The sequence below is a fragment of the Nisaea sp. genome (assembly GCF_017640745.1).
Taxonomy (GTDB): domain Bacteria; phylum Pseudomonadota; class Alphaproteobacteria; order Thalassobaculales; family Thalassobaculaceae; genus Nisaea.
This window is the reverse complement of sequence record NZ_JAEPQA010000011.1, coordinates 1-25,319: the sequence shown is the minus strand read 5'-3', so window position 1 is coordinate 25,319 and position 25,319 is coordinate 1. Positions and strand designations below refer to the sequence as shown.

Here is a 25,319-nt window from a genome sequence, read left to right as displayed (position 1 = left end):
GGATACGCATGATCAGGACTCTCCGCTCGCCGCTTCGATGTAGCGTCGGGTATAGCGATGGCCGAGAGCTGTCAATATTTCATAACCGATGGTTCCGGCATCGTCGGCCGCGTCGTTCACCGTGTAATGCGGTCCGAGCAGCTCGATATAGCCGCCCGGATGGACTTCGGTCGGATCCACCTGGCTGACATCGACGGCAAGCATGTCCATCGAGACCCGGCCGACCACGGGGAGGCGCCGGTCGCCGATACAGGCCACCCCCTTGCCGGAAAGGCAGCGCAGATAACCGTCCGCATAGCCGACCGCCACCGTGGCGATGCGCGCGTCCTCGGTCACCGTATAAGTGCCTCCGTAGCCGACGCTGTCACCGGCCCGGACGGTACGGACCTGCAGGATGCGGGCGCGCAGCCGGACCACCGGCTCCATCGGGCTCGGCTTGCCGTCCTCGACCCGGCCGCCATAGAGCGCGAAGCCGGGGCGGGCGAGATCCAGATGATAATCCGGGCCGAGAAAGATCCCTGCCGAGTTAGCGAGGCTTGCCTGCATCGGCCGTTTCAGACGGCCGCGCTGCTCGGCGAAGCGCGCGAGTTGCGCCGCGTTCTCCGGGTTGTCCGGATCGTCGCCGCTGGCGAGATGCGAGATCGCATAGAGCCAGTCGGGGCCGGTCAGCACGTCCGGGTCCCTGGCCACCCGGTCCATGTCGGAGGGCGAGAGGCCGAGCCGGTTCATCCCGGTGTCGATATGCAGCATGGCCGGCAACGCCCGGTCGGCGGAGACGCACATCTCTCGAATGCGCGCGATCTGCTCCAGGTCGTTGATGACAGGGATCAGATCGTGCTCCGGAAAGACCTGTTCCGTGCCCGCAAGCAGCCCGTTGAGGACCGCTATTCGGCAGTCGGGGAGGATCTTCCGGACGGCAATTGCTTCATCGACGGTTGCGACGAAGAAGGTCCTGCAGCCGGCCTCGAAGAGCGCCGGAGCGACCTTGTCGGCGCCCGTTCCATAGGCGTCCGCCTTTACGGCCGCGGCACATTCGGTCTTTCCGAGGCGCTCCTGGAGCGACAGATAGTTCCGTCTGACCGCGCCGAGATCGATGACGAGTTCCGATGCGGCACCGGATCCGTCTCGAGCCGAAGTGGTGTCGAGCATCAGAAACTGTCCGGGATGTGATCGTCCGCGACGAAGTTGGAGAATTTGGTCGTCGAGCCTTCGAAGTGCAGCGTGACGGTGCCTGTCGGGCCGTGGCGCTGCTTGCCGATGATCACCTCGGCCTTGCCGTAGGACTTCTCGCAGCGGTCCTTCCACTGGTCGTGCCGGTCGTGGAACTTCTCGTCCGATTCGTCGATGCGCTGCGCCGGTTCGCCCTTCTCGAGATAGTACTGCTCGCGGAACACGAACATGACGACGTCCGCGTCCTGCTCGATCGATCCGGATTCGCGAAGGTCGGCGAGGACCGGCCGCTTGTCCTCGCGCTGTTCGACGGCGCGCGAGAGCTGGGAGAGGGCGATGACCGGCACATCCAGTTCCTTTGCGATCGCCTTCAGGCCCTGGGTGATCATGGATATCTCCTGCACACGGTTGTCGGCCCGCTGGCCGGCGGACGGTCGCATGAGCTGCAGGTAGTCGACCACGATCAGCGAGAGCCCCTGCTGACGCTTCAGGCGCCGGGCGCGGGCCCGCATCGTGGCTATGGTAATCGCGGGTGTGTCGTCGACATAGAGCGGTGCCCGTTCGAGGTCCTGGCTGGCGGCGACCAGCTTCTGGAAGTCCTCGGTCGTCAGCTCACCGCGCCGGATATGCTCCGACGAAATCTCGGTCTGCTCGGCCAGAATACGCGTGGCGAGCTGTTCGGCCGACATTTCGAGCGAGAAGAAGGCGACGACCTGGCGGTCGAGTTCCGGGTCCTTGAGCGCGGCGGTCGCGACATGGAAGGCGATGTTCGTCGCCAGCGCGGTCTTCCCCATGGCGGGGCGGCCCGCGAGGATCAGCAGATCCGAAGGGTGGAGGCCGCCGAGCTTGGCATCGAGGTCGGTTAGGCCGGTGGAAATACCCGCGAGACCGCCGTCCCGCTTGAAGGCTTCCTCCGCCATCCGCACCGCAGTGGTGAGCGCCTCGCCGAAATCCTGGAAGCCGCCCTGACTGGAGCCGCGTTCCGCGAGACTGAAGAGTTTCGATTCCGCGGCCTCGATCTGATCGGCCGCCGGCAGGTCGAGATCGTGCTTGTAGGCCACGTTGACGATCTCGCCGCCGAGATCGATCAGTTCGCGGCGCAGGAAGCTGTCATAGATCGCCTGGCCGTAATCGTCCGCATTGATCACGGTGACGACGGAGGCGGCGAGCCGGACCAGATACTGCGCGCCGCCGGCCTCCTGCAGGGAATCGTCCTGATCGAACAGCGGCTTCAGGGTCACGGGGTTGGCGATCTGACCTTTCTCGATCAGCCGGCCGCAGGCAGCGAAGATTCGGCCATGGACAGGGTCGGCGAAATGTTCCGGCGCCAGATACTCGCTGACCCTCTCGAAGGCCCGGTTATTGACGAGGATGGCGCCGAGCAGACCCTGTTCCGCCTCCAGGTTGTGGGGAGGCTCGCGGTATTCGCTGGTCTGCGGTTCCGCGCGCGTGAGCGACGTGATGGTCGAGAAGGGCTCTGAACTGGACATCGAATACACATACCAAGAAGGGCTGTGGACGTCTCCAGCAATCTTATCCCCAAGCCGTGATTTATCAAAGACTTACGGCTGTGTATAAAGCTGAATTACGGGGATATCTTGGATTTGCGGCCCGAAATCCAAGGGCTTGGCCCTGTGAAAAAGAAAACGGCCGCCTCGACGGGCGGCCGTTTCCGGAACAGTATTAGAGGGACGCGAAGAGGCTCAGGCCTCGGCGGTCTTCTCTTCCTCTTCGGCAGCCGCTTCGGCGAGGCCTTCCTCGAGCAGCTCGGAAGCGGCTTCGGCCGTCAGACCGGCTTCTTCCTCTTCCTCGGCTTCCTCGGTGCCGACGGCGCGGCCGAGGAGCTTCTGCTGTTCCGCTTCGTCGGCGCTGCGGGCGATGTTCACGGTGATGTTCACCGACACTTCCGGGTGCAGCACGACGCGGATCTCTTCGAGGCCGAGCATTTTCAGGGCGCGGTCCAGAATGACCTGGCGCTTGCTGACGGTAACGCCTGCGGCGGTGACCGCGTCCGCGATGTCGCGGGAGGTGACGGAGCCGTAGAGCTGGCCGCTGTCGCCGGCCGCCCGGATCACCGGAACCACCAAGCCCTCAAGCTTGGTCGCGACCTTTTCGGCCTCGCCCTTGCGCTCAAGGTTTTCCGCTTCGAGCTGGGCGCGCTGGCCTTCGAAGTGGGTCAGGTTGTTCTTGCTCGCACGCAGGGCCTTGCCCTGGGGCAGCAGGAAGTTGCGGGCGAAGCCCGGCTTCACGTTAACGACGTCGCCCATCTGGCCGAGACGTTCGATACGCTCCAGAAGAATGACTTCCATTTCTCTTACTCCTTTGTGGCCGGGGCCTCTGCCGCGAAGCTGCGGCGCGGGCCGGTTCCGACCGGGATCACGTTTGATTCGAATTCCGTGCGATCCGCCCCTTCAGATCCGCCCAGTGATCCACCAGTCCCGCGAAAACGAGCAGGACCCAGATGAATTGCAGGGCGGGCAGCAGAAAGGAGAGGACCATCAGCGTATAGGTCGCATGCAGAAGCCAGCGCTTGCCGTTCGGCGCTCCGGCGAGGGCATGGATGAGCCCCAGACCGGAGAGAAAGAAGGGCAGACACAGGATCGGCACGGCGTTCCAGCCGAGATAGCCGAGGGCTCCGTCCGCGAGCATCGCCGCCAGGGCGGCAATGGCGAGCGGAAAGGGCGCCCAGACCGGCAATCGGATGTCCCGCATTCGGGGCGACGGCCTCAGATTGGCGTCGAAGCGCGCAAGCACGCCCTGGGCCAGCAGGCCGTTGACGAGGGTCAGCATGGACCATTGCAGTCCGGCAATGCCGGGAAAGACGGCAACGGTGAGGTTCATGGCGGCGTCCAGCTGCTCCTGGGGCAGGGCGAAGATTCCTTCGCTTGCCGTCCCCATCGCGGCGAACATCCCCTCGACCTCGGTCCGGACCATGGCTTCCAGTCCCGGCCCCTGCAGGCCCGCGACCAGAACGGCTGTCAGCAATCCCACAGCGGGAAGCGCCGTCAGCCACATGACCAGCATGCCGGCCGGATACCATTCGAGCTCCGTGTTCTCCGGATCGTCGTTCAGCGGCCGTGCCAGCAACGCCTGACGCGTCAGCAGCACCGCCGGCAGACCGGAAATGATCACGAAGAACAGGCCGGCCATGGAATTGGCGGCGACCAGAACGATCGCCCCCGCAACCAGGGTCGCGGTCAGCCCCGCCATCCACCCCCGCGAAAGCGAGAGGGCGAAGAGCGGAAGCGGAGACAGGAAGGCGAGCAGAATCGCTCCGAACGATCCAAGGATCGTGGAGAGATACATGAGCGCGCTCGCGAGTGCCGCCGCTCCTATGGGAAACCACTTTGACCACATCTTGCCTCGTCGAACCCGCGAAAGCAGGTGTCGGCTGATCCCTTAGCTGAGCACGTACGGCAGCAGGGCCATGAAGCGGGCGCGCTTGATGGCTTTCGCCAGCTCACGCTGCTTCTTGGCCGAAACGGCCGTGATGCGGCTCGGAACGATCTTGCCGCGTTCGGAGAGGAAGCGCTGCAGCAGCTTGATGTCCTTGTAGTCGATCTGCGGCGCATTCGGGCCGGAGAACGGGCAGGACTTGCGGCGGCGCATGAACGGCTTGCGAACGGCGGCGCGGGAAATCGTAAGAGTGCTCATGGATCAGTCTCCCTGGGCTTCGCTGTTGTCACGGTCGCCGCGGTCGCCACGGTCGAAGCGATCGCCGCGATCCGGGCGGTCGCCACGTTCCGGACGGTCGCCACGGTCGAACCGGCCGCCACCCGGACGGCCGCCACGGCCACCACGGTCGCTGCGTTCGGACTTGGCGAGAAGAATCGCGGACTGGCCTTCCGGCACTTCCTCGATCCGCAGGCTGATGTAGCGCAGCACGTCTTCATTGATGCGCATCTGCCGTTCCATCTCGAGGATGGCATCGGACGGGGCATCGACGTGCATCAGCACATAGTGGCCCTTGCGGTTCTTCTTGATCTTGTAAGCGAGGGAGCGAAGGCCCCAGGACTCAGTGTTCTTGATCTCACCACCCATGTTGGTGATGATCTCGGAGAAATCGCTGGTGAGCTGCTCGGCTTGGGCGGACGAGATGTCCTGGCGTGCAATGAACACGCACTCATAGAGAGGCATTTTATCTCCTTACGGATAATCAGAACGCCCCGTTCAAAGGGACGCTGCTAAGCCGGCTCTGCCGGCAAGGAGTTATGTAAAATCCCGCCCCGGCACCGGGGTGCCTTAGCGCGAGACCGGCGGAATATACACAAAACCCCGAGGCGCGCAACCTGAGAGACGGTTCCGCTTGACAGCGCTTTTCCGGCTCGTTCTCTTTGGCGCCGCTGAAAAGAGGGCGTGTAGCAAACGCCGCCTTCACGCGGGCGCAAGGCCCGGCGTGGAAGGACAGAACAATACCTTGGTTAAAATACAAGGATTTCAAACATGACGACGGTTCGCGCATTTACGTTTCCCGGCCAGGGGTCCCAGGCGGTCGGAATGGGCAAAGCGCTCGCCGACGCCTATGGCGCCGCGCGCGAGGTTTTCGAGCAGGTTGACGATGCGCTGGGCGAGCCCCTGTCCCGGCTGATGTTCGAAGGGCCGGAAGAGGAGCTCATCCTGACCCGCAACGCCCAGCCGGCGCTGATGGCGGTGAGCCTTGCTGTGGTCCGGGTCCTGGAGAGCGAGAGCGGCAAGTCGATCGGAGACATGGCGAGCTACGTCGCGGGGCATTCCCTCGGCGAGTATTCCGCGCTCGCGGCGGCCGGCGCGCTGGACGTCGCCGACGCGGCGAAGCTGCTGCGGCTGCGCGGCGAGTCCATGCAGACCGCGGTTCCGGTGGGCGAGGGCGCGATGGCTGCTCTGCTGGGCGTTTCGCTCGAGCTCGCGCAGGAAGTCGCGGCGGCCGGTGCGGCCGATGGCGGGGTCTGCGATATCGCGAACGACAATGCCGAGGGGCAGGTGGTGATCAGCGGCTCCAAGGCTGCGGTCGAGAAGGCGGTCGCGGCGGCGGCGGAGAAAGGCGCGCGGAAGAGCGTGCTGCTTCCGGTCAGCGCCCCCTTCCATTGCGGCCTGATGGCCCCGGCGGCAGACGCGATGGCCGAGGCGCTGGCGACCACAGACCTGCGGCAGCCGGTCGTGCCGCTCGTCGCGAACGTGCTGGCCGACAAGATCAGCGATCCGCGCGAGATCCGCACCCGGCTGGTCGAACAGGTGACGGGGATGGTGCGCTGGCGCGAGTCGGTGCTCTGGCTTGCGGGGCAGGGCGTCACCGAGATCGTCGAACTCGGCTCCGGCAAGGTTCTGACCGGGCTTGCGAAGCGGATCGACCGTTCGCTCGCCGGCCGTGCCGTCGGCACGCCGGAAGAGATCGCGGCGTTTCTCGAAACTCTTTAAAGAAGTCTGGTCGACCCGGGAACGGGCGAGGGAGAAGGCATATGTTTCGTCTGGATGGAAAATCGGCTCTGGTGACGGGGGCGAGCGGCGGTATCGGCAATGCGATCGCCAAGGCGCTGCATGCCCAGGGAGCCGAGGTCGTGCTGTCGGGCACGCGCGAGGAGGCCCTGCAGGCGCTGGCGGACGAACTCGGCAGCCGCGCCCATGTGGTCACCGCCAATCTCGGCGATGCGGACTCGGTCGCCGCTTTGGCGAAGACGGCCGAAGAGGTCGCTACCGACGGAATCGACATTCTCATCAACAATGCCGGCGTCACCCGTGACGGTCTGATGCTGCGGATGAAGGACGAGGACTGGGAAAGCGTGCTGAACGTCAACCTGACCTCGGGCTTCCGTCTGTCCCGTGCCCTGCTGCGCGGCATGATGAAGCGGCGCTGGGGACGGATCGTCGGGATTTCCTCCATCGTCGGCGCGACCGGCAATCCGGGCCAGGCGAACTACGCCGCCTCCAAGGCAGGGATGGTCGGTTTCACCAAGTCGCTCGCCCAGGAAGTCGCCAATCGCGGGATTACCGCGAACATCGTGGCGCCGGGATTCATCAAGACCGCGATGACCGACGTACTTGACGAGGCGCAGCACGAGAAGCTGCTGGCGGGCGTGCCGGCCGGAAGACTCGGTACGCCCGAGGACATCGCGGCGTCGGTGGTCTATCTTGCTTCCGAGGAAGCGGCCTATGTCACCGGAGCGACCATTCACGTGAACGGCGGGATGGCGATGCTCTGACCGGGCGGAGCGGGAGAGCGGGCGAGTCGCGCGCGCTTCCGGCCGTTTTGGGGATATGGCGCCGGGATTTCTGATGCTAGGCAATTAAAAAAAAGTGTGGTATCCCGCCGCCCCGCATAGGCGTACTGCCAAAGTGTTTCTTACTCCATGACGGAATGCGCGTTTCTTGGGGTATATTGAGGCCGGTAAACGCAGACGTGCTGCCGGTAAAACCGTAGAGCTTAAGATTCGAGGAAAACAAAAATGAGTGACGTCGCCGCTAGCGTGAAGAAGATCGTGGTCGAGCATCTCGGCGTTGACGAGGCCAAGGTGGTTGATTCCGCGAGCTTCATCGACGACCTCGGGGCGGACAGCCTCGACACGGTTGAACTTGTCATGGCGTTCGAAGAAGAGTTTGGCGTCGAGATTCCGGACGATGCCGCCGAAAAGATCCTGACCGTCAAGGACGCGATCACTTTCATCGAGCAGTCGTCCAACTAACCGGCTATCGATTCCCCTCGGGCGGTTGATGCCGCCCGGGGTCCCATGACATTTCTGGAAATGCCCTGGTGATGAGACGCGTTGTTGTTACCGGACTTGGTATGGTCACGCCCCTCGGGGACGGGGTCGAGCACAATTGGACCCGTTTGATCAACGGGGACTCGGGCATCAGAAGCATCGATGCGTTCGATGTCTCCGATCTGCCCGCCAAGATCGCGGGAATCGTCCCGGAAGGCGAAGGCGGGGACGGTTTGTTCAATCCCGACGCCTATCTCGAGCCGAAAGAACAACGCAAGGTCGACCGGTTCATCATGCTCGGCATGGCTGCCGCCGACCAGGCCGTGAAGGATTCCGGCTGGTTGCCGGAAGACGAGGAAGACCAGGACCGTACCGGCGTGCTGATCGGCTCCGGTATTGGCGGTCTCACCAGCATCGCCAGCACCGAACAATTGCTGCTTGAGCGCGGTCCGCGCCGGATCAGCCCGTTCTTCATTCCGGCCGCGCTGATCAACCTGATCTCGGGCCATGTCTCCATCCGCTACAAGTTTCGCGGTCCGAACCACGCGGTCGTGACCGCCTGCGCGACCGGCGCCCACGCCATTGGCGACGCCGCCCGGCTGATCATGCTGGACGATGCCGACGTGATGGTTGCCGGCGGCGCGGAAGCCGCGGTCTGCCGTCTCGGTGTGGCTGGCTTTGCCGCTGCACGGGCGCTTTCCACCGGTTTCAACGATACCCCGACCGAGGCCTCGCGTCCGTGGGACGAGGGCCGTGACGGCTTCGTCATGGGCGAAGGCGGCGGTTGCGTCGTTCTCGAAGAATACGAACACGCCAAGAAGCGCGGCGCGAAGATCTATGCCGAGGTGACCGGTTACGGCATGTCCGGCGACGCGCATCACATCACCGCGCCGGCCGACGACGGAAACGGCGGTTTTCGCGCTATGAAGGCGGCGCTGAAGCGTGCCGGGCTCGCGCCGGACCAGATCGACTACATCAATGCCCACGGCACCTCGACACCGCTCGGCGACATGATCGAACTCGGCGCCGTGAAGCGGCTCATGGGCGACGATCTCGGCGGGGCGTCGATGTCTTCGACCAAGTCCGCGATCGGTCACCTTCTCGGGGCCGCGGGAGCGGTCGAGGCGATCTATTCCGTCCTGGCGATCCAGCGCGGTATTCTTCCGCCGACCCTGAACCTGAACAATCCGTCGGAGAAGGTCGGCGCGGCCGACCTCGTCCCGCTGAAAGCAAAAGAGCGCAAGGTGAAGCACGCCCTGTCGAACTCCTTTGGCTTCGGTGGTACCAACGCTTCCCTGATTTTCTCCGCTCCGGAGTAACGCCCGGTGGGGCGCGCAGTGCTCCGGCTGATAACGGGGGGCACCGTTCTGGCGGTCGCGGTGGCGGTTGTCCTCGCTTGGGGTTATGCCCAATTCACCGGACCCGGTCCGCTTCAGGTGGCCCGGAACGTGATCATACCCGCGGGAACCGGGCTGGACGGTATCGCCTCGGTCTTGCGGGGTGCCGGAATCATACGCCACGACTATATCTTCGCGATCGGCGCGCGGGCCTTCGAGAAGGCCCGTTCACTCAAAGCCGGTGAGTATCACATCCCGGCGAAGGCCAGTCCGCGGGAGGTGATGGACATCCTCGCTTCCGGCAAGACCGTCGTTCGGCGGCTGACCATTCCGGAAGGGCTGACCACCGCGGAGGTGGTGGATCGACTGCAGCGCGCCGAGGGATTGTTCGGGGATGTCGCGATGCCGGACGAGGGCTCGCTGCTTCCGGAAACCTATCATTTTTCCTACGGAGACCAGCGCGCCGAGTTGCTGGCCAGGATGCAGGACTCGATGCGCGACGCGCTTGGGCGACTGTGGGAATTGCGGGCTCCGGACCTTCCGTTGGAATCTCCGGAGGAGGCGCTGATCCTCGCCTCGATCGTCGAGCGGGAAACCGGCATTGCGCGCGAACGCGGACTGGTTGCCGGGGTTTTCGTCAACCGGCTGCGGAAAGGCATGCGCCTGCAGTCCGATCCGACGGTGGTCTACGGACTCTCCCCCGCGGGCCTTGATCGCCCCCTGACCCGCGCCGACCTGAAAGTCGAAACGCCTTACAATACCTATGTCATCGACGGTTTGCCGCCGACTCCGATCGCCAATCCCGGGATCGACGCGATCCGGGCGGTGATGAATCCGGTGGAAACGGACTTTCTCTACTTCGTTGCTGACGGGACCGGCGGGCATGCTTTTGCGCGGACCTTGCCGGAACACAATCGCAATGTCCGGAAATGGCGCAAGATCAGGGACGCCAACTGACGGTGCATTGACGGTCGCCAAGCTCACCAGAATGGCCGGGCGGGGCGTTTTGCGGGACGGTCAAGGAGACCGAAATGCAGATCAAGTTTGTCTTCCACATTGTCGGGATTGTGGTCTTCGGCTCCGCCCTCGGGGCCCTGCTGCCGATGCTGGTCGATCTGCTCGCAGGCAACCCCGACTGGAAGGTGTTTGCCAGTTCGGCGGCGTTCATGGGGTTCGTCAGCGTATCCGTCATCCTGGCGACCTGGAGCGAGCGTTCGACCGATATGTCGCTGCGCACCGCTTTCCTGCTCACGGGGCTCTGCTGGATCGTGCTGCCCCTCTTCACTGCGCTGCCGTTTCTCGGTCTCGGTCTCGACTATGCGGATGCAGTCTTCGAGGCGACCTCGGGGCTGACCACGACCGGATCGACGGTGCTCACCGGGCTCGACGGGCTGCCACCCGGTATCCTGCTCTGGCGTTCCCTGCTGCAATGGATCGGCGGCATCGGCATCCTCGTCATGGCGGTTGTGCTGCTGCCCTTCATGCGGATCGGCGGCGCGCAGTTGTTCCGGAGCGAGAGCTCCGACACCTCCGACAAGGTCGAATCCCGCTGGTCGGTCATGATGGTCGACATCCTGCTGATCTATCTCTGCCTGACGGCGCTTTGTACCGCGACCTTCTGGGCGCTCGGGATGACCGGGTTCGACGCGGTCTGCCACGCCATGGCGACGATCTCGACCGGCGGCTTCTCTACCCATGACGCATCCTTCGGCTATTTCGAGGGTGCCGCGATGCAATGGGCCGGCACGATCTTCATGCTGTCCGGAGCGGTGCCGTTCTTCCTCTATATCAAGGTCGCGCGCGGCAATCGCCTGGCGATGTTCCGGGACAGCCAGGTCACGGCTCTGGTCGGGTTTCTCTGCATCGTCAGTCTGGTGGCGGGTATCTGGCTGCATCAGCGCAGCGAGGCCAGCCTGTTCGAAGCGATCACCCTGACCTTCTTCAACGTGACCTCGATCGTGACGACGACAGGCTTCGCGAGCGACGATTACACGACATGGGGTGCCGGCGCGATCGGTCTGTTCCTGGTGCTGACCTTTGTCGGCGGCTGTTCGGGCTCGACCTCGGGCGGGATCAAGATCTATCGCTTTCAGGTGCTGCTGCAGGTGATCAAGGCGCATGTCAAAAGACTGACCAGCCCGCACCGCGTGGTTCCGACCTCCTTCAACGGCCGTCCGCTGCCCGACGAGGCGGCTTTCGGCGTGCTCGCCTTCCTCGCTCTCTTCGTGGCCACCATCGCGATCAGCACGGTCGCGCTGACCTTTCTCGGGCTTGATCTCGACACCTCCTACTCGGCGAGCGTGACGGCGATCACCAATGTCGGGCCGGGGCTCGGCGCAATTGTGGGCCCTGCCGGAACCTTCGAAAGCCTGCCGGACAGCGCGAAGATCCTTCTCTCCTTCGTCATGATCCTCGGGCGTCTGGAAATTTTCACTGTCCTCGTCGCCTTCGACCGAGACTTCTGGAAAACCTGAGCGCGGATCAGTGGCCGGACGACCCCTTGGTCGGCAGGCGTCCCATCAGCCCGTCGATCCAGGCGGGCGGCAGCATCTGCAGGAGCAGCACGGCGGCGTAGAGCGGCCAGGGAAAGGCGATCCGCGGTTTGTTGCGGGCGAGCCCTCGTTGGATCTTCTTCGCCGCCTTGTCGACGTCCTGCAGAAACGGCATCGGGAAATCGTTCACAGCCGTCATCGGGGAGCGGACGTAGCCCGGGCAGATCACGCTGACACCGATTCCCTCGCGCGCGGCCATCGGGCGCAGGCCCTCGCCGAACACGCGAACGGCGGCCTTGGAGCCGCAATAGGCCGGGGCGCCGGGAAAGCCCCGGAAGCCGGCGAGCGAACTCATGATGGCGATCTGTCCCGAGCGGCGCGGACGCATCCTCTCCAGCGCCGGAAGGATTGTGTTCATAACCCCATCGACATTGACCGCGTAAAGCCGCCGGACCTGCTCGGCAGGTTCCGGGCCGCCGTCCCCGGTGCCGAGGGAGATCCCGGCATTGGCGATGGCGAGATCGAGCGGCGCCAGGGCGTCGGCCTCTGCGATCCAGCGCTCCGTGCCGGCCCGGTCGGTGACGTCGATCCGGCATGTATGAACCGAGGCGCCTTTGGAAGCGCAGTCTCCGGCGACCTCCGCGAGACGCGCTTCGTCCCGGCCGCCGAGGAAGAGGGTGACGCCCGGCGCGGCATAGGCGGTGGCGAGCGCGGCACCGATCCCGCTGGAGGCGCCGGTGATCAGGATCGATTTCGGCGCATGCATCAGGGCCTCCGCGTCTTGTTGCCGTAACCGCGCACGGATATAGTGCGCCCGCGTCTTCTATAGCAAAGATCTGGTGGTATCGGTGGCGATCAACAGCATGACGGGTTACGCCCGTGTCGAGGGAACCCATGACGCTGGCGACGGCGCCGGAGAATGGCAGTGGAGCTGGGAGGTCAAGTCGGTCAACGGCAAGAGCCTCGATATCCGCTTCCGCATGCCGGGCGGTTACGATGCGCTGGAGATTCCGGCCCGCAAGCTGATCGGGGCGAAGCTCGGACGCGGATCCCTCTCGGTATCCCTGTCGGTCGCCCGCCGGAGCGCGGTCAAGGCGCTCAACGTGAACCGCGATCTGATCGAACAGATTCTCGAACTGCAGACCACGCTTGAAGCCGAAGGCAAGATCTACCCGTCTCCCCCGCGGCTCGACAGCCTGCTCTCGGTGCGCGGCATTCTGGAGACGGACGAGGATCCGGTACAGGATGCGGAGCAGAAGGACGCGCTGCTCACGGCACTTCTGAAAGGGCTTGAAGAGGCGCTGGGCGCTCTTTCGGCGATGCGCGCGGAAGAGGGCAAGCGGCTCGCCGAGATGCTCACGACTCATCTCAAGGCTCTGTCCGGACTGTCCGCCTCGGCCAAGGGCACCGCCGACCTCCAGCCGGGACAGCAGCGCGAACGGATGAAGCAGCAGATCGCGGAACTGCTCGAACAGTCGCCGCCGGTCTCTGAAGAACGCCTCGGTCAGGAACTGGCGCTGCTCGCCACCAAGGCCGATATCCGCGAGGAGGTCGACCGGCTGGACGCCCATATCGACGCCTGCCGCGACCTCATCAAGGCTGGCGGCGTGATCGGACGGAAGCTGGATTTCATCTGCCAGGAGCTGAACCGGGAGAGCAACACGATCTGCTCCAAGGCGGCCTCGCTGGCGCTCACCAATATCGGGCTCGAACTGAAATCCACCGTCGAGCAGTTCCGCGAGCAGGTGCAGAACGTCGAATGAGCACCGCTTACGAAAACGATACCGAGCTGCACCGCCGCGGCCTGATGCTGGTGCTGTCCTCTCCGTCCGGGGCGGGCAAGTCCTCGATCTGCCGCGAACTGCTGAAGCTCGAAGACGATCTCGCGATGTCCGTCTCCGCCACCACCCGTCCGCGCCGGCCGGGGGAAGTCGACGGAACCGATTATTTCTTCATCGACCAGACCGAGTTCCAGCTCCGGATCAACCGGGGCGAGTTCCTCGAATATGCCAAGGTCCTCGGCAACAATTACTACTACGGCACGCCCCGGGACCGCGTCGAGAAGGTGCTCGGCGGCGGCGGGGACGTGCTGTTCGACATCGACTGGCAGGGCACGCAGCAGCTCGCCGACGCGGCGCGCGACGATCTCGTCAGCGTCTTCATTTTGCCGCCCTCGATCCGTGAGCTTGAGCGCCGGCTGCTCAGCCGCAACCAGGATTCCGCCGAGGTCGTCGCCCAGCGCATGTCCAAGGCCGCCGAAGAAATCAGCCACTACCGCGAATACGACTACATCATCGTGAATCACGATCTCGAGGCGAGCGTGGAGAAGGTGCGCGCGATCCTGACGGCCGAGCGCCTGAAGCGCGACCGTCAGCTCGGTCTGACCGATTTCGTGAAGCAGCTCCGCGAGGGCCGCTAGGCCCCTTACTCCGCCGCGTCTTCCAGCTCGAAATAGTCGTTCCACGGCCTGAGCGCGCGCGGCGGATCGGCGGGTGACGGCTGTTCGAAGTCGAGCGTCAGGTTCGGGCTGTAATAGGGGTCGTGCTCGCAGACCTTGGCCCAGCGTTTCTGCATATATTCGGATTCCGCGTTGAAGCGGGCCCGCTTGTCCGGATCGGTATCCTCGCCCCGGCTGATCGACTCGTAGTGATAGAGCTCGGCATAGGGCGTCCAGACAATGCGGTGACCGGCCTCGCGGATCTTCAGGCAGAAATCGACATCGTTGAAGGCGACCGCGAGGTTCTGCTCGTCGAGCCCGCCGACTTCCTCGAACACCTTCTTCGGTACCAGCAGGCAGGCCGCGGTGACGGCGGAGAAGTTCTGCACCAGCATCGCACGGCCGAAATAACCGCGGCTGTCGCGCGGCAGGCGCTTGTCGAAATGTCCGGCGACACCGCCGAGTCCGACGATCACACCGCCATGCTGCAGGGTATCGTTCTCGTAATAGAGCTTGGCCCCGACCGCACCGACGCCAGGCTGCGTCACCTGGCGGACCATCTCGGAGAGCCAGTCCTCGTTGATCGGCGCGATGTCGTTGTTGATCAGGCCGATGATTTCGCCCTTGGCGAGCCGTGCGGCGTCGTTGTTGAGGCGGGAATAGTTGAACGGCCCGTCGTCCCGGTGCACCCGGATCCGCTCGTCCTTTTCCAGCTTGGCGAGATAGTCGAGGGTCTCTTCCTCGTCGCTGCCATTGTCGACGATGATGATTTCCCAGTTCGGATAGTCGTTCTTCTCGCGGATGCCGTCGACGGCACCCTTCAGGATGTCGGCCCGGTTGCGGGTCGGGATGATCAGGCTGACCAGCGGCGGCTTCTTCGGCAGCTCGTAGATCACCCGCTGGCTGTAGATGTCCCGGCCCTGCACCACCTTTGCCTTGATCTTCGAACGGTCGAGATGATCCTGGATCGCCCGGATCGCGGCGCTGCCGGTATAGTCTTTCTCCTCTTCGGCGAGCGCGGTCGAGCCTTCGGCGGCGCGCCAATGATAGAGGATGTGCGGGATGTGCCGGATGTTCTCCGGCTTTGTCTGCTCGATCACGCGGAGTGCGAGATCGTAATCTTGGCTGCCCTCGTAGCCGAGGCGGAAACCGCCGACCTTCTCGACCAGCTTGCGGCGATAGACGCCGAGATGGTTGATCAGGTTCTGGCCGAGGAACATGTCCGGTGCCCAGTCCGGTTTGAAATAGGGCGCGTAATGGTCGCCGTTCTCGTCGACCTTGTCCTCGTCCGAATAGATGATGTCCGCATCCGGATGATCCCGGACCTCGACCGCCATCATGTAGAGCGCGTGCGGCGTCAGCTCGTCATCATGGTCGAGCAGGGCGATGTAGTCGCCGGTCGCGAGTTCCAGGGCACTGTTTGAGGCGGCCGAGATGTGTCCGTTCTTCTCCCGGAAGGTGACTTTGATCCGGTCGTCCTCGTTCGCATAGCGGCGGAGCAGATCCTTTGTCTCCTGCGAGCTGGAGGCGTCGTCGGCGATGCAGAGTTCCCACTCCGGATAGAGCTGGTTCTGCACCGACTCGATGGCCTTCCGCAGGAACTGCACCGGCGTGTTGTAGGTCGGCATGACGATCGAGAAGCGCGGCTTCTTCTTCATCGTCGCGATATGTTTCGTGATCGCGGCGCGGTCGTCGTCCGTCAGCGTGCCATAGAGCTCGAACCAGCGGGTATAGCTGCTGACCGGGTCCGGGCCGAGCCGGGCGACACCCTCGAAGAAGCCCTTGACGTCCCGCTTCACCACCAGGTCGAACAGCCGTTTGCCGACCCTCTTGCGCGCATCCTTGTGCTCGACCACCTCGCGGATGCGGCTCCAGAGCGTGCGCAGGGTGAGCAGGATGCGGCTGACCTCACGAATCCGGATATGCTTGATCTCGAAGGTGCCGACGAAATGCACCGGGTCGAACCGGAGCTGGAAGATCCCTTTCGGCAGCCGGACAATGGCCTTGCCCGTGCCGCCGCGGGTCGGCGGCAGACGGAACCGGTAGGCTTCCTCGAAGCCGTAGCCGACATCGGCGAAAAGGAACGGCGAGGCGCCGCGCTTGGCCTCGATCTCGTAGGAAACCTCGACCCAGCCTTCCGGCAGGAAGCGCCAGGGCGAGCCGAGAATCAGCTGCGGGTTCGGTTCTGTTGAGCGGAAGACGTCGCCGCCGAGGGCCTCGGCATGGATCGCCGAAGCGACATGCATGTCGTGCTTCAGCACCCGCATGGCGCCGAGGGTGCGCAGGAAGAGCCGGTTTATCACCCGGAGCGGGCGGGTGAGTTTCCAGGACCAGGTGCCGGTAATGAAGCGCAACTCGCGGTGGATGCGCGCATTCTCGATGTTGAGGTCGTGCTGCGCCTGCTTGTAGTTCGCGTGCAGATCCTCGCGCTGGACCATCAGCGAGTGGATCATCCGGTCGCGTTCCTGAAGCCGGGCGTCCCGTTCCGCCACCCGGCTGATCTGTTCCGTCGCCCAGTTCTGACGTTCCGCGACCTTGCGGTGCAGGTCGACGATCTCCTCGCGCTGTTTCTTCTCGCGCGGTGCGGCCTCGCCGACGATATCGTCGAAATAGGCGCCGGCGAGTTCCAGTTCCGCGGCGACGAGGTCGATGGCGGCGATGGCGGCGGCATCGTCCGGATCGCTTTCGAGCGCACGGCAGGCGGCAAAGACGCGGCCGGCCCAGCGCGAGAGCATTTCCGATCCGTAGAGTTCGGTGTCGTGCAGGGCAAAGTGCCGGAGCCCGGGCCGGATGAAGCTCTCGATTTCGGCGCGCGATTCGTCCGAGACCTTTTCGAGCGGCAGGTCGAGGCGCTTGGCCATGCTTTCGATCGTGCCCTGCCAGTCGGCCATCAGCCCGTCGTAGCTGAGGAACGCGCGGCGCTTGCCGCGTGTCGCGCGCTCGGACTCGATCACGTGGCGTAGCCAGAGCACGAGGCCGCGGCCGGTCGAGAGCCCGTCCCGCTGGTGCAGGGAGCGCGCGACTTCGAGCGGATTGCGCTGCATGATCACGTAGACCGGCTCGGCCCCGAACTCTTCCAGCACGGGTTCCCATAGCGGCATCAGGCGGCACATCCGGGGATCCTTGATGCCCCAGAGCTTCGCCCCGGCGAAATCCTTCTCAAGGAATTCGAGGATTGTCCTTCGGGCTTTCTCCGCCGCCTCTGTTCCGGTCCATCCGGCCGGCAAGGCGCGCGGGTCGTCCCAGAACATCTCGAAGTCGGTCAGCAGTTGCTCGTCGGTGACGACGGTGTCGAGATGTTCCCAGAAGCCGGTTTCGTTGTTGCCTTCGACCGGCGGCAGCAGGTTATCGCTCAACTCGACGCCGAGAATATTGCAGACCCGGGTCAGCGCAGAGGTTCCGCTGCGGTGCATGCCGAGAATGACGACCGCGGTCGATGTCTTCATCTTCTTCTTGGGCGTGGTCTTCGCTGCCATGAATTGGGGACTCGCTGCGTGTTCTTTGTCGGCGGTTCGCGTAATCGGTCGCTTGGATATCACAAAGCTCCCGGTTCCGCGATATTGGCTGGTACAGGGGAGCGAACCGGCGCTTTCACGTCGCGTAGCCGAAGCGCGCGAGAGCTTTCGAGCCGATTTCGCTGAGGCTGCCCTTCTCCTGATCTGGAAGCCGATTCCAGCGGCCGACGGACTCCGGCATTCGGATCACCGCTTCGGCGGCCGAGCCGACCTGACCGGCGAGGTCCTCCTCCAAACCGTTGGCAATGAGCGCTTCCGTCAGGGTTGCGCGCGGTGTCGCGCAGAGATCTTCGAAACGAATTCGCACATAGCGCTGGCCGAGGACGCGCTCGCCCCAATCCGCGACCTGCATGTTTGCGGTCGCCCAGAGGCGGATCGCGTTTTCGGGGCTCTCGCCGCTGTAGGTTTCACCGAAGAGGGCGTCGTAGTGCTTGTTCGGCTGGTTCTGGTTGTCGCTCAGGGCCATGTCGCGGCCGTCCCGGACAAGGTGCAGGAAACGCATGCCGGGGCAGGCGTCTGCTACGATCGGCAGAACGTACATGCTGCGAGGATTCTTCCAACCCCAGTTCGACGCATTCCGCGGCAATTCGCGCGTGTAATGCTTGAGAGCGGCGCGGAATTCGCGGACCGCCGCCGAGCGCACACTGTCGCTCAGGTCATCGAGGCTGTAGTCGAGGGACCGGGTTTCGCGCAGAACCGGATTGATGTTGGCATCGAGAAACGGTTCGAAATCCATCGCGTCGCCGGCATGGTTGAGTCGCTCTCCGACGAAGAAGCCTGCTTCTTTGAGGGCGCCGTGCAGGGCCCGGGTCCCCGAGCCGCCGGTGGCTCCGATGAGCAGCGGACTGGTCGTGTCCGGGTGGGAAAACAGGTTCTCGAACAGCTTGAAAAGCACACCGACTCCTGCACCTTGAAAGGTGCGACAACACGTGAAGCGCTTTGATATTCCAAGGCCCGGCGCTCCGCCAAGCTGTAATTTATACCTTCACCTGCCGAAACCGATCCGATATAAGGCGATGAAGACAAACCGCACATGACACTGTGGATTTTGGACCGATGGGCAAGTATCTCGACGACCTTTGGAATGATCTTGAGCAGACTTGGGATCTCGCCATGCAGGTGAACGATCTCTCCGAGCAAGAGCGCTCCGACGTCTCGGCGGCCTGGGAAACCTATTTCAAGCCGGCCGATCTGGTCGACGTCGCCCGTACCGAAGGCGAGGGCCAGACCCCGCCGACCAAGATTTTCTGCACCAACATCTACGGTCTGCAGTTCAATCCGGAGACCAAGTATTGGGTCCCGTTCCGTCACGGCGATATCGACCTGGCGAAATTCACCGAGGATTGAAGTCTCGGCCATCCGGCCTTTTCGACTAAAAATCAATAACCAAGACCAGAGACTTCATGTTTCGCTTCGGCGAATCATGTATGGTATTGATTGTCTTTGAGCCAAAAGCCGCGTGAAAATTTGCGCGGTTGTGTCCGGATGGTCGTACCGAGGTGATTTCATGGCAGGGGCGGATCAGCCCGTAACCGTCAACCGGTTGATGCGAGCCTGCTACACGGCGCTTTTCTCCGCCGGTGTGTTCAGCTTCGCCGTCAATCTGCTGATGCTGACCCTGCCGGTCTTCATGTTCCAGGTTTTCGACCGGGTTCTGGCAAGCCGCAGCGAAGCGACGCTGTTCCTGCTGCTCGGGATTGCCGGCTTCGCGCTTGCGATCCAGGCCACGCTCGACACCATCCGGGCCTATGCCTTCGTGCGCATCAGCGGCTGGATCGACCGCCGCATCGGCCCGATCCTGCTTTCCTCCATCATCACAGACGCGCTCGACCGCGGCAGTCAGCCGAACAGCAACCCGCTGCGTTCGCTCAGCACGCTGCGCATGTTTCTCACCGGCCCCGGCATGCTGACCATGCTGGACGTGCCGTGGGTCCCGGTCTTTCTCGCGCTGATTCTCTGGATCAATCCGGCCATGGGACTCGCCGCGGCGATCGGTGCGCTCGTGATGTTCGCGCTCGGGGTGATCAACGACCGGATGACGCGGCCGGCGCTGAACGCGGCGCAGGAATTCTCCTCCAAGGCCTACTCCGCCGCCGAATCCGCAGTGCGTAACGCCGCTGTCGTCGAGAGCATGGGGATGCGCCGCAACATCATGGGGCGCTGGCACCGCGAGAACGAGCAGGTGCTTAGCCTGCAGGGGCGGGCGAGCGACCGGGCCGCGATCCTCAGCGCTGTCTCGAAGTCCGCCCGCATGCTCCTGCAGATGGTGATCATGACTGTGGCCGTGCTGCAGATCATCAACCCGGAAGTCGACATGACGCCGGGCATGATGATTGCCTGCTCGCTGATCCTCGGCCGGGCGCTGCAGCCGGTCGAAATGGCGATCGGGCAGGCGCGCCACCTGGTCGAGGCGCTCTCCGCCTATCGCACTATCGAAACGGCGCTGGTCAATGCCCAGTCCGGCATACGGCGGATGGAACTGCCTGCGCCGAAGGGCCATCTGGTGCTTGAAGGCGTCGGATATCAGCCGCGTGGGGCGCCGCGGCCGATCTTGCAACGGATCAGTCTCGAGGTGAAACCGGGCGAAGCGCTCGGCGTTGTCGGGCCGTCGGCGGCCGGAAAATCGACTCTCGCCCGCCTGATCGTGGGGGTCGAGAAACCGCATGTCGGGCATGTACGCCTCGACGGTGCCGATATTTACAACTGGAGCACCGAAAGCCTCGGCAGGCACATCGGATATATGCCGCAGGACATCGAGCTGTTCGGCGGAACCATTGCCGAGAACATCGCGCGGCTGGATTCCGAGCCGGATCCCGAACAGGTGATCGCGGCCGCCAAGCTGGCGGGGCTGCATGATCTCATCCTGCAGCTTCCGAACGGCTACGACACGGATATCGGCAATTCCGGAGCGTTGCTCTCCGGCGGTCAGCGGCAACGGGTTGCCCTGGCGAGGGCGCTTTATGGCGAACCGTCGCTGGTGGTTCTGGATGAGCCGAACTCGAACCTGGATTCCAAGGGCGACGAAGCGCTGGTAAAGGCGCTGAACGAGCTCAAGGAACGCGGGGCGACTATCATCATGATTACCCACCGGGTGCAGGCGCTTGCCAACATGGACAAGCTGCTCGTGTTGCAGGAGGGCATGATCAACAAATACGGCTCGCGCGACGAGGTGCTGGCCAGCGCGGGGATGGGGCCGACGACGATGCCCCCGCAGCAGGCCAGGCCGTCCGGAAAACCTGACGAAGCCGGGCCGCAAAGTGGCCGGCCGGAGGCTGATCGCCGCCGCATGCCGCCGCCAGAACGGCCTGAGCCCGTCGAGCAAAAGGTGGGCCCGAGTCCCGCCCGTAGGGGAATTCCGGGCGTGCCGGCCGCAAATCTTCCCCCGCCGCCGGCCATGCCGTCGGGGATGCCGTCTGCGCGCAGGGCCCGATCGAACGAAGGTATCCCGCCGACGTTGCAGCCAGGAACCGGGCATGGCGTCCGTCCGAAGCTGGGTCAGGGATCTGCACAGGCGATGGAAATCCTCGCCCGCCGGGGCCCGGCCCCGGGCACCGCTCCGGCGCCCGCAGATGAAGGTTCCGGTCCGATGGTGCGGCCGCCGAAAATGGTGGAGACGGTGCGCATGCATCCGCCGCCGCAGGCCATCCCGGTCCGGCCCGCTCCGAGACCCGCAAACAATTCGACGCCGGAGCCACAGGCTCCCGCCGAGACGGCCAAGCCGTCCCGGGGACCGATATCCGTTGCTCCGCCGTCCAATATCCGTCCGGCCGCGGCGCTCAATATCGAGGATATTCAGTCCATCTCCGGGCGCCCCCGTGCCAAGCAGTAACACTTCGCCCGGGCCCGGTTACGCCGACCCGCAATAGGGACCAAAGATGTCGAATGCGGCCAACGATCTGAACGATGCCTTCGAGCTTTCGGAAGCCGAAAATCCGAAAGCCTGGCGTCCGGTCGTCTGGGCCGGGTTCGTGGTCCTGTTACTCTTCTTTGGCGGCTTTGGGCTGTGGGCGGCGCTGGCGCCGCTTGGCAGCGGCGCGATCGCCCAGGGTCAGTTGCAGGTCTCCAGCAACCAGAAAACCGTGCAGCACCTCGAAGGCGGAATCATCGAGGCGATCAATGTCAGGGACGGAGATGTCGTTCGCGAGGGGGACATCCTGATCCGGCTCGACGATACCCGTGCCTCGGTCGAGTTCGAATTGCTCCGCAAGCAGTACCTGACACATCTCGGCACCAAGGCGCGCCTCGAGGCTGAACGGGACGACCTTGCCGAGGTGAACTTTCCCCAGGAGCTGGTCGCGGCGGCATCCGATCCCGACGTTCAGGAAGTCATCGCCGGACAGCAGCGGCTTTTCGCCAACCGGATCAGCGCGCGGGACAGCCAGTTCGGGCTGCTGAAGCGACGGATCCAGAAAACCCGGGAAGAGATCACCGCGCTTCTGGCCCAGCAGCGGGCGGATGCGCGGCAGTACGAACTGATCCAGGAAGAGATCGCGGACGTCCGGGTGCTCTACGAGAAGGGACTGGAACGAAAGCCGCGCCTGCTTGCGCTGGAGCGCACCGCCGTCCAGCTCGAAGGCAGCATCGGCAACCGCAAGGCGCTGATCGCCCGGGCGGAGCAGACCATCGCCGAGACCGAGTTTCAGCTCCTCAACACACAGGAGCGGTTCAAGACCGAGGTGGAGACCAGCCTGCGCGAGGTTCAGGATCAACTGATCGATCTGAAGGATCGTCTCAAGGCCGCGCGCGACGCGCTTGACCGGACCCGGATCCGGGCGCCGCAGAGTGGACGGGTCTACGGTCTGCGGTTCTTTACGGTGGGCGGTGTCATCGGTCCGGGCGAGCCGATCTTGGGCATCGTTCCCCAGGGCGACACTCTGGTCGTCAAGGCGCGGATCGATCCGGCGGATATCGACGTCGTCGAGGTGGGGGCCATGGCCAGTGTGCGTCTGACCTCGTTCAGCCAGCGCACCACCCAGCCGATCGACGGCAAGCTGCTCACCGTTTCGGCCGATATCGTCCAGCCCGAGCGCGGCGCCCCCTATTATGAGGCACGGGTGGAACTTGACCGGGATAGCCTTGCCAAGCAGCCGGAGCTCGAGCTCGTACAGGGCATGCCGGCGACCGTAATTATCTCGACAGGGGATCAGACCCTGCTTGAATATCTGCTCGCGCCGCTGGTTCGCAGCTTCGAGCTTGGTTTGAGGGAAAATTGACACCATGAAAGACACGGCCCCGCCCAAGAGTTTTCTTCCCTACGGCCGTCAGCAGATCGACGCCGAGGACGAGCAGGCCGTGCTTGAGGTGCTGCGTGGGGACTTCCTGACCACCGGGCCGACCGTCGATACATATGAGAAGGCATTTGCCGAACGTGTCGGTGCGAAACATGCGGTTGCCTGCTCAAGCGGCACCGCCGGACTCCACATGGCGGCCATCGCGCTCGGGCTCGATTTCGGCGATGTGGTCGTCGTGCCGAGCGTCACCTTCCTCGCGACCGCCAACGCGGTCCGGTACGTGAACGCCGACGTGCTCTTCGCGGATGTCGACCCCGAGACCGGGCTGATGGGTGCGGAACATGTGGCGCGCGCCATCGCGGGCCTGAGCGAAGGGACGGTGAAAGCGATTTTCCCGGTCCATCTGACGGGTCACACCGTGGACATTGCCGGGCTTCGCAAGGTGTTTCCCCATCTCGCCATGGTCGAGGATGCCTGTCACGCCCTCGGCGGGGAGTACGATGTCGGTCAAGGCATGGTGCCGGTCGGGTCCTGTCCGCTCGGCGGTATCACCATGTTCTCGACCCATCCGGTGAAGACCATCGCGACCGGCGAGGGGGGCGTGCTGACCACGAACAGCGACGTTCTTGCCAACCGCCTCGGCTGGGCGCGGAACCACGGTATGGTACGGGAGCCGGAGCGGTTCCAGAATCAGGCCATGGGCTTCGAAGGCGGCAATCCGGCGCCCTGGTATTACGAGATGCATCTGCCGGGCTATAACTACCGCTTGTCGGACGTAAACGCGGCACTCGGCCTCAGCCAGCTGAAGAAGCTTGATGTCTTCGTCGCCAAGCGGCGTGCGCTGCGCGACCGCTATGCGGAACGCGTCGCCGGTCTGGGGCCGCATGTGAAGATGCAGCGCGTCGCCGGTGGCTGCAATCCAGCCTGGCATCTGGCCGTGACGCTGATCGATTTTGACGCGCTCGGAACCGCACGCACGGAGGTCATGAACGCCCTCAGGGAACGCGGAATCGGCACCCAGGTCCACTATATTCCGGTACACCGTCAGCCCTATTACGCCAGGCGATATGGTCCGCTGAACCTGCCCGGGGCCGATGCCTATTACGCCCGCTGTCTCAGTCTGCCGCTGTTCCCGGCGATGGAGGAAAGCGACGTCGACCGGGTGGTCGAGGAACTCGCTTCCGTGCTGAAGCTGTGAAGGCGGTTTCCCGGTTTCCGCAAACGGGGCAAAATAGCCTGATTCGAATATCTTAGGGTGAGGCCCACGATCGCATGAGCTACACGGCGTTCAATTTCGACAAGAACCTGATCGACCTTGACGGCAAGACGGTCCTCGTGACCGGCGGGACCGGGTCCTTCGGCAAGGAGTTCATCCGCACCGCGCTCGCCAATAACGAGATGCGCCGCTGCATCGTTTTTTCCCGGGACGAGCAGAAACATTACGACATGGCCCAGGAATTCCCGCCGCTTCCGGGCCGGCCGATCCGATACTTTATCGGCGATGTACGCGACGTCGACCGGCTCGAGCTGGCGATGCGCGGGGTCGACTACGTGGTTCATGCGGCGGCGATGAAGCATGTGCCGGCGGCGGAATACAATCCCTTCGAATGTGTGCAGACCAACATTCACGGCGCCGAGAACGTCGTTAAAGCGGCATTGCGGAGTGGAGTAAAGAAGGTCATCGCGCTGTCGACGGACAAGGCCGCCAATCCGATCAACCTCTACGGCGCGACCAAGCTCGCGTCGGACAAGATCTTCGTCGCCGCGAACAACATTGCCGGCCATGAGGGCTGCCGGTTTTCGGTCGTGCGATACGGCAACGTGATCGGCTCGCGGGGCAGCGTAATCCCCTTCTTCCGCAAGCTGATGAACGAAGGAGCGACGGACCTGCCGATCACCGACGAACGCATGACCCGGTTCTGGATCACGCTGCAGCAGGGGGTGAATTTCGTTCTTTCCAGCCTGCAGATGATGAAGGGGCGGGAAATCTTCGTACCGAAGATCCCGAGCATGAAGATTGTCGACGTCGCCAAGACCATGGCGCCGGATCTGCCGCTGCGCAACGTTGGCATCCGTCCGGGCGAGAAGCTGCATGAAGTGATGATCTCGGAAGACGATTCCCGGACCACGGTGGAGCTTGAAGACCGCTACGTGATCCTGCCGGCGCACAGCGACCGGGTGATGAAGGACTATCTCGATGGCGGTGCGAAGATGGTCGTTCCGGATTTCCGCTACGCGAGCGACACCAATACCGCCTGGTTGAGTGGCGAAGATCTCACGAAGATGATGGAGACCCTCTAGCCGCCCGGTTTTGCGTCCTCGGTGCGTTAGAGGAGATGGTTCTCTAACGCACCGAGGACCTGAAAAGAGAAAAAGCCATCCCCGCGTCGCCGCGGGAATGGCCCATTTCGATTTGCCTCTTCAAGCCGTCAGGTAAAGACCCAGCCAGTTGCTTCTGATGCT

At 63.8% G+C, this 25,319-nt stretch carries 22 protein-coding genes; 13 read left to right on the top strand and 9 right to left on the bottom strand.

Annotated elements, in window-relative coordinates; genetic code table 11:
* Positions 1 to 12: 12 nt before the first annotated feature.
* The 6 genes from alr to rpsF form a co-directional block, all read right to left on the bottom strand.
* Positions 13 to 1,149 carry an alanine racemase gene (alr, locus tag JJ959_RS09430; protein ID WP_292882581.1) on the bottom strand — a complete coding sequence of 379 codons (1,137 nt, stop codon included), beginning with the start codon at positions 1,147 to 1,149 and terminating at the stop codon, positions 13 to 15.
* Positions 1,149 to 2,660: a replicative DNA helicase gene (locus JJ959_RS09425; protein WP_292882579.1), complete on the bottom strand. Its 1,512-nt coding sequence runs from the start codon at positions 2,658 to 2,660 to the stop codon at positions 1,149 to 1,151. Before JJ959_RS09425 ends, alr begins: the two co-directional genes overlap by 1 nt.
* Before the next feature lie 213 nt (positions 2,661 to 2,873).
* The gene (gene rplI / locus JJ959_RS09420; protein WP_292882576.1) at positions 2,874 to 3,479 is read right to left on the bottom strand and encodes a 50S ribosomal protein L9; all 606 of its coding nucleotides are present in this window, start codon (positions 3,477 to 3,479) and stop codon (positions 2,874 to 2,876) included.
* Between the two features lie 67 nt (positions 3,480 to 3,546).
* Complete coding sequence (locus tag JJ959_RS09415) at positions 3,547 to 4,527, bottom strand: DUF2232 domain-containing protein (RefSeq protein WP_292882573.1); 981 nt, start codon at positions 4,525 to 4,527, stop codon at positions 3,547 to 3,549.
* Positions 4,528 to 4,569: 42 nt separating this feature from the next.
* A complete protein-coding gene (rpsR, locus tag JJ959_RS09410; RefSeq protein ID WP_193182243.1) occupies positions 4,570 to 4,824 on the bottom strand; it encodes a 30S ribosomal protein S18 in 255 nt (84 codons plus the stop codon).
* 3 nt (positions 4,825 to 4,827) lie between these two features.
* Positions 4,828 to 5,307: a 30S ribosomal protein S6 gene (rpsF, locus tag JJ959_RS09405; protein ID WP_292882569.1), complete on the bottom strand. Its 480-nt coding sequence runs from the start codon at positions 5,305 to 5,307 to the stop codon at positions 4,828 to 4,830.
* A 306-nt stretch (positions 5,308 to 5,613) separates the two neighbouring features.
* On the opposite strand from rpsF, the gene fabD reads away from it, so the two are divergent.
* The 6 genes from fabD to JJ959_RS09375 all read left to right on the top strand — a co-directional run bounded on the left by fabD (position 5,614) and on the right by JJ959_RS09375 (position 11,655).
* Positions 5,614 to 6,564: an ACP S-malonyltransferase gene (gene fabD / locus JJ959_RS09400; protein ID WP_292882566.1), complete on the top strand. Its 951-nt coding sequence runs from the start codon at positions 5,614 to 5,616 to the stop codon at positions 6,562 to 6,564.
* Positions 6,565 to 6,605: 41 nt separating this feature from the next.
* Entirely contained in the window at positions 6,606 to 7,346 is a 741-nt protein-coding gene (gene fabG, locus JJ959_RS09395) for a 3-oxoacyl-[acyl-carrier-protein] reductase (RefSeq protein WP_292882563.1), read from the top strand.
* A gap of 243 nt (positions 7,347 to 7,589) precedes the next feature.
* Positions 7,590 to 7,826, top strand: coding sequence for an acyl carrier protein (locus tag JJ959_RS09390; protein ID WP_193182234.1), 237 nt, complete (start codon positions 7,590 to 7,592; stop codon positions 7,824 to 7,826).
* 71 nt (positions 7,827 to 7,897) lie between these two features.
* Positions 7,898 to 9,163: a beta-ketoacyl-ACP synthase II gene (gene fabF, locus JJ959_RS09385; RefSeq protein WP_292882558.1), complete on the top strand. Its 1,266-nt coding sequence runs from the start codon at positions 7,898 to 7,900 to the stop codon at positions 9,161 to 9,163.
* A gap of 6 nt (positions 9,164 to 9,169) precedes the next feature.
* On the top strand, positions 9,170 to 10,138 hold the full coding sequence (gene mltG / locus JJ959_RS09380; protein ID WP_292882555.1) for an endolytic transglycosylase MltG: 969 nt from the start codon (positions 9,170 to 9,172) through the stop codon (positions 10,136 to 10,138).
* Between the two features lie 74 nt (positions 10,139 to 10,212).
* Positions 10,213 to 11,655, top strand: a complete 1,443-nt coding sequence (locus JJ959_RS09375) for a TrkH family potassium uptake protein (RefSeq protein ID WP_292882552.1) — start codon at positions 10,213 to 10,215, stop codon at positions 11,653 to 11,655.
* A 7-nt stretch (positions 11,656 to 11,662) separates the two neighbouring features.
* Here JJ959_RS09375 and JJ959_RS09370 read toward each other — a convergent pair whose 3' ends face one another.
* Complete coding sequence (locus JJ959_RS09370; RefSeq protein ID WP_292882549.1) at positions 11,663 to 12,439, bottom strand: SDR family NAD(P)-dependent oxidoreductase; 777 nt, start codon at positions 12,437 to 12,439, stop codon at positions 11,663 to 11,665.
* A gap of 82 nt (positions 12,440 to 12,521) precedes the next feature.
* On the opposite strand from JJ959_RS09370, the gene JJ959_RS09365 reads away from it, so the two are divergent.
* Complete coding sequence (locus JJ959_RS09365) at positions 12,522 to 13,436, top strand: YicC/YloC family endoribonuclease (protein WP_292882546.1); 915 nt, start codon at positions 12,522 to 12,524, stop codon at positions 13,434 to 13,436.
* Positions 13,433 to 14,092 carry a guanylate kinase gene (gene gmk, locus JJ959_RS09360; protein ID WP_292882544.1) on the top strand — a complete coding sequence of 220 codons (660 nt, stop codon included), beginning with the start codon at positions 13,433 to 13,435 and terminating at the stop codon, positions 14,090 to 14,092. The genes JJ959_RS09365 and gmk overlap by 4 nt, the downstream gene beginning before the upstream one ends.
* 5 nt (positions 14,093 to 14,097) lie before the next feature.
* Here gmk and JJ959_RS09355 read toward each other — a convergent pair whose 3' ends face one another.
* Together JJ959_RS09355 and JJ959_RS09350 are read right to left on the bottom strand one after the other, a co-directional pair.
* Positions 14,098 to 17,586 carry a glycosyltransferase gene (locus JJ959_RS09355; protein WP_292882541.1) on the bottom strand — a complete coding sequence of 1,163 codons (3,489 nt, stop codon included), beginning with the start codon at positions 17,584 to 17,586 and terminating at the stop codon, positions 14,098 to 14,100.
* 115 nt (positions 17,587 to 17,701) lie between these two features.
* Positions 17,702 to 18,520, bottom strand: a complete 819-nt coding sequence (locus tag JJ959_RS09350) for a sulfotransferase (RefSeq protein WP_292882538.1) — start codon at positions 18,518 to 18,520, stop codon at positions 17,702 to 17,704.
* 161 nt (positions 18,521 to 18,681) lie between these two features.
* Between JJ959_RS09350 and JJ959_RS09345 the strand changes: the two genes are divergently transcribed.
* From JJ959_RS09345 to pseB, 5 genes are all read left to right on the top strand, one after another.
* Positions 18,682 to 18,972 (top strand): hypothetical protein, encoded by a 291-nt coding sequence (locus JJ959_RS09345; RefSeq protein ID WP_193182220.1) that lies wholly within the window; start codon positions 18,682 to 18,684, stop codon positions 18,970 to 18,972.
* Between the two features lie 160 nt (positions 18,973 to 19,132).
* Complete coding sequence (locus JJ959_RS09340; protein ID WP_292882531.1) at positions 19,133 to 21,454, top strand: type I secretion system permease/ATPase; 2,322 nt, start codon at positions 19,133 to 19,135, stop codon at positions 21,452 to 21,454.
* A 46-nt stretch (positions 21,455 to 21,500) separates the two neighbouring features.
* Entirely contained in the window at positions 21,501 to 22,838 is a 1,338-nt protein-coding gene (locus JJ959_RS09335; RefSeq protein WP_292882528.1) for an HlyD family type I secretion periplasmic adaptor subunit, read from the top strand.
* A gap of 4 nt (positions 22,839 to 22,842) precedes the next feature.
* Entirely contained in the window at positions 22,843 to 24,054 is a 1,212-nt protein-coding gene (gene pseC, locus JJ959_RS09330) for a UDP-4-amino-4,6-dideoxy-N-acetyl-beta-L-altrosamine transaminase (protein ID WP_292882525.1), read from the top strand.
* 74 nt (positions 24,055 to 24,128) lie between these two features.
* The gene (pseB, locus tag JJ959_RS09325) at positions 24,129 to 25,157 is read left to right on the top strand and encodes a UDP-N-acetylglucosamine 4,6-dehydratase (inverting) (protein ID WP_292882522.1); all 1,029 of its coding nucleotides are present in this window, start codon (positions 24,129 to 24,131) and stop codon (positions 25,155 to 25,157) included.
* Positions 25,158 to 25,319: the final 162 nt, after the last annotated feature.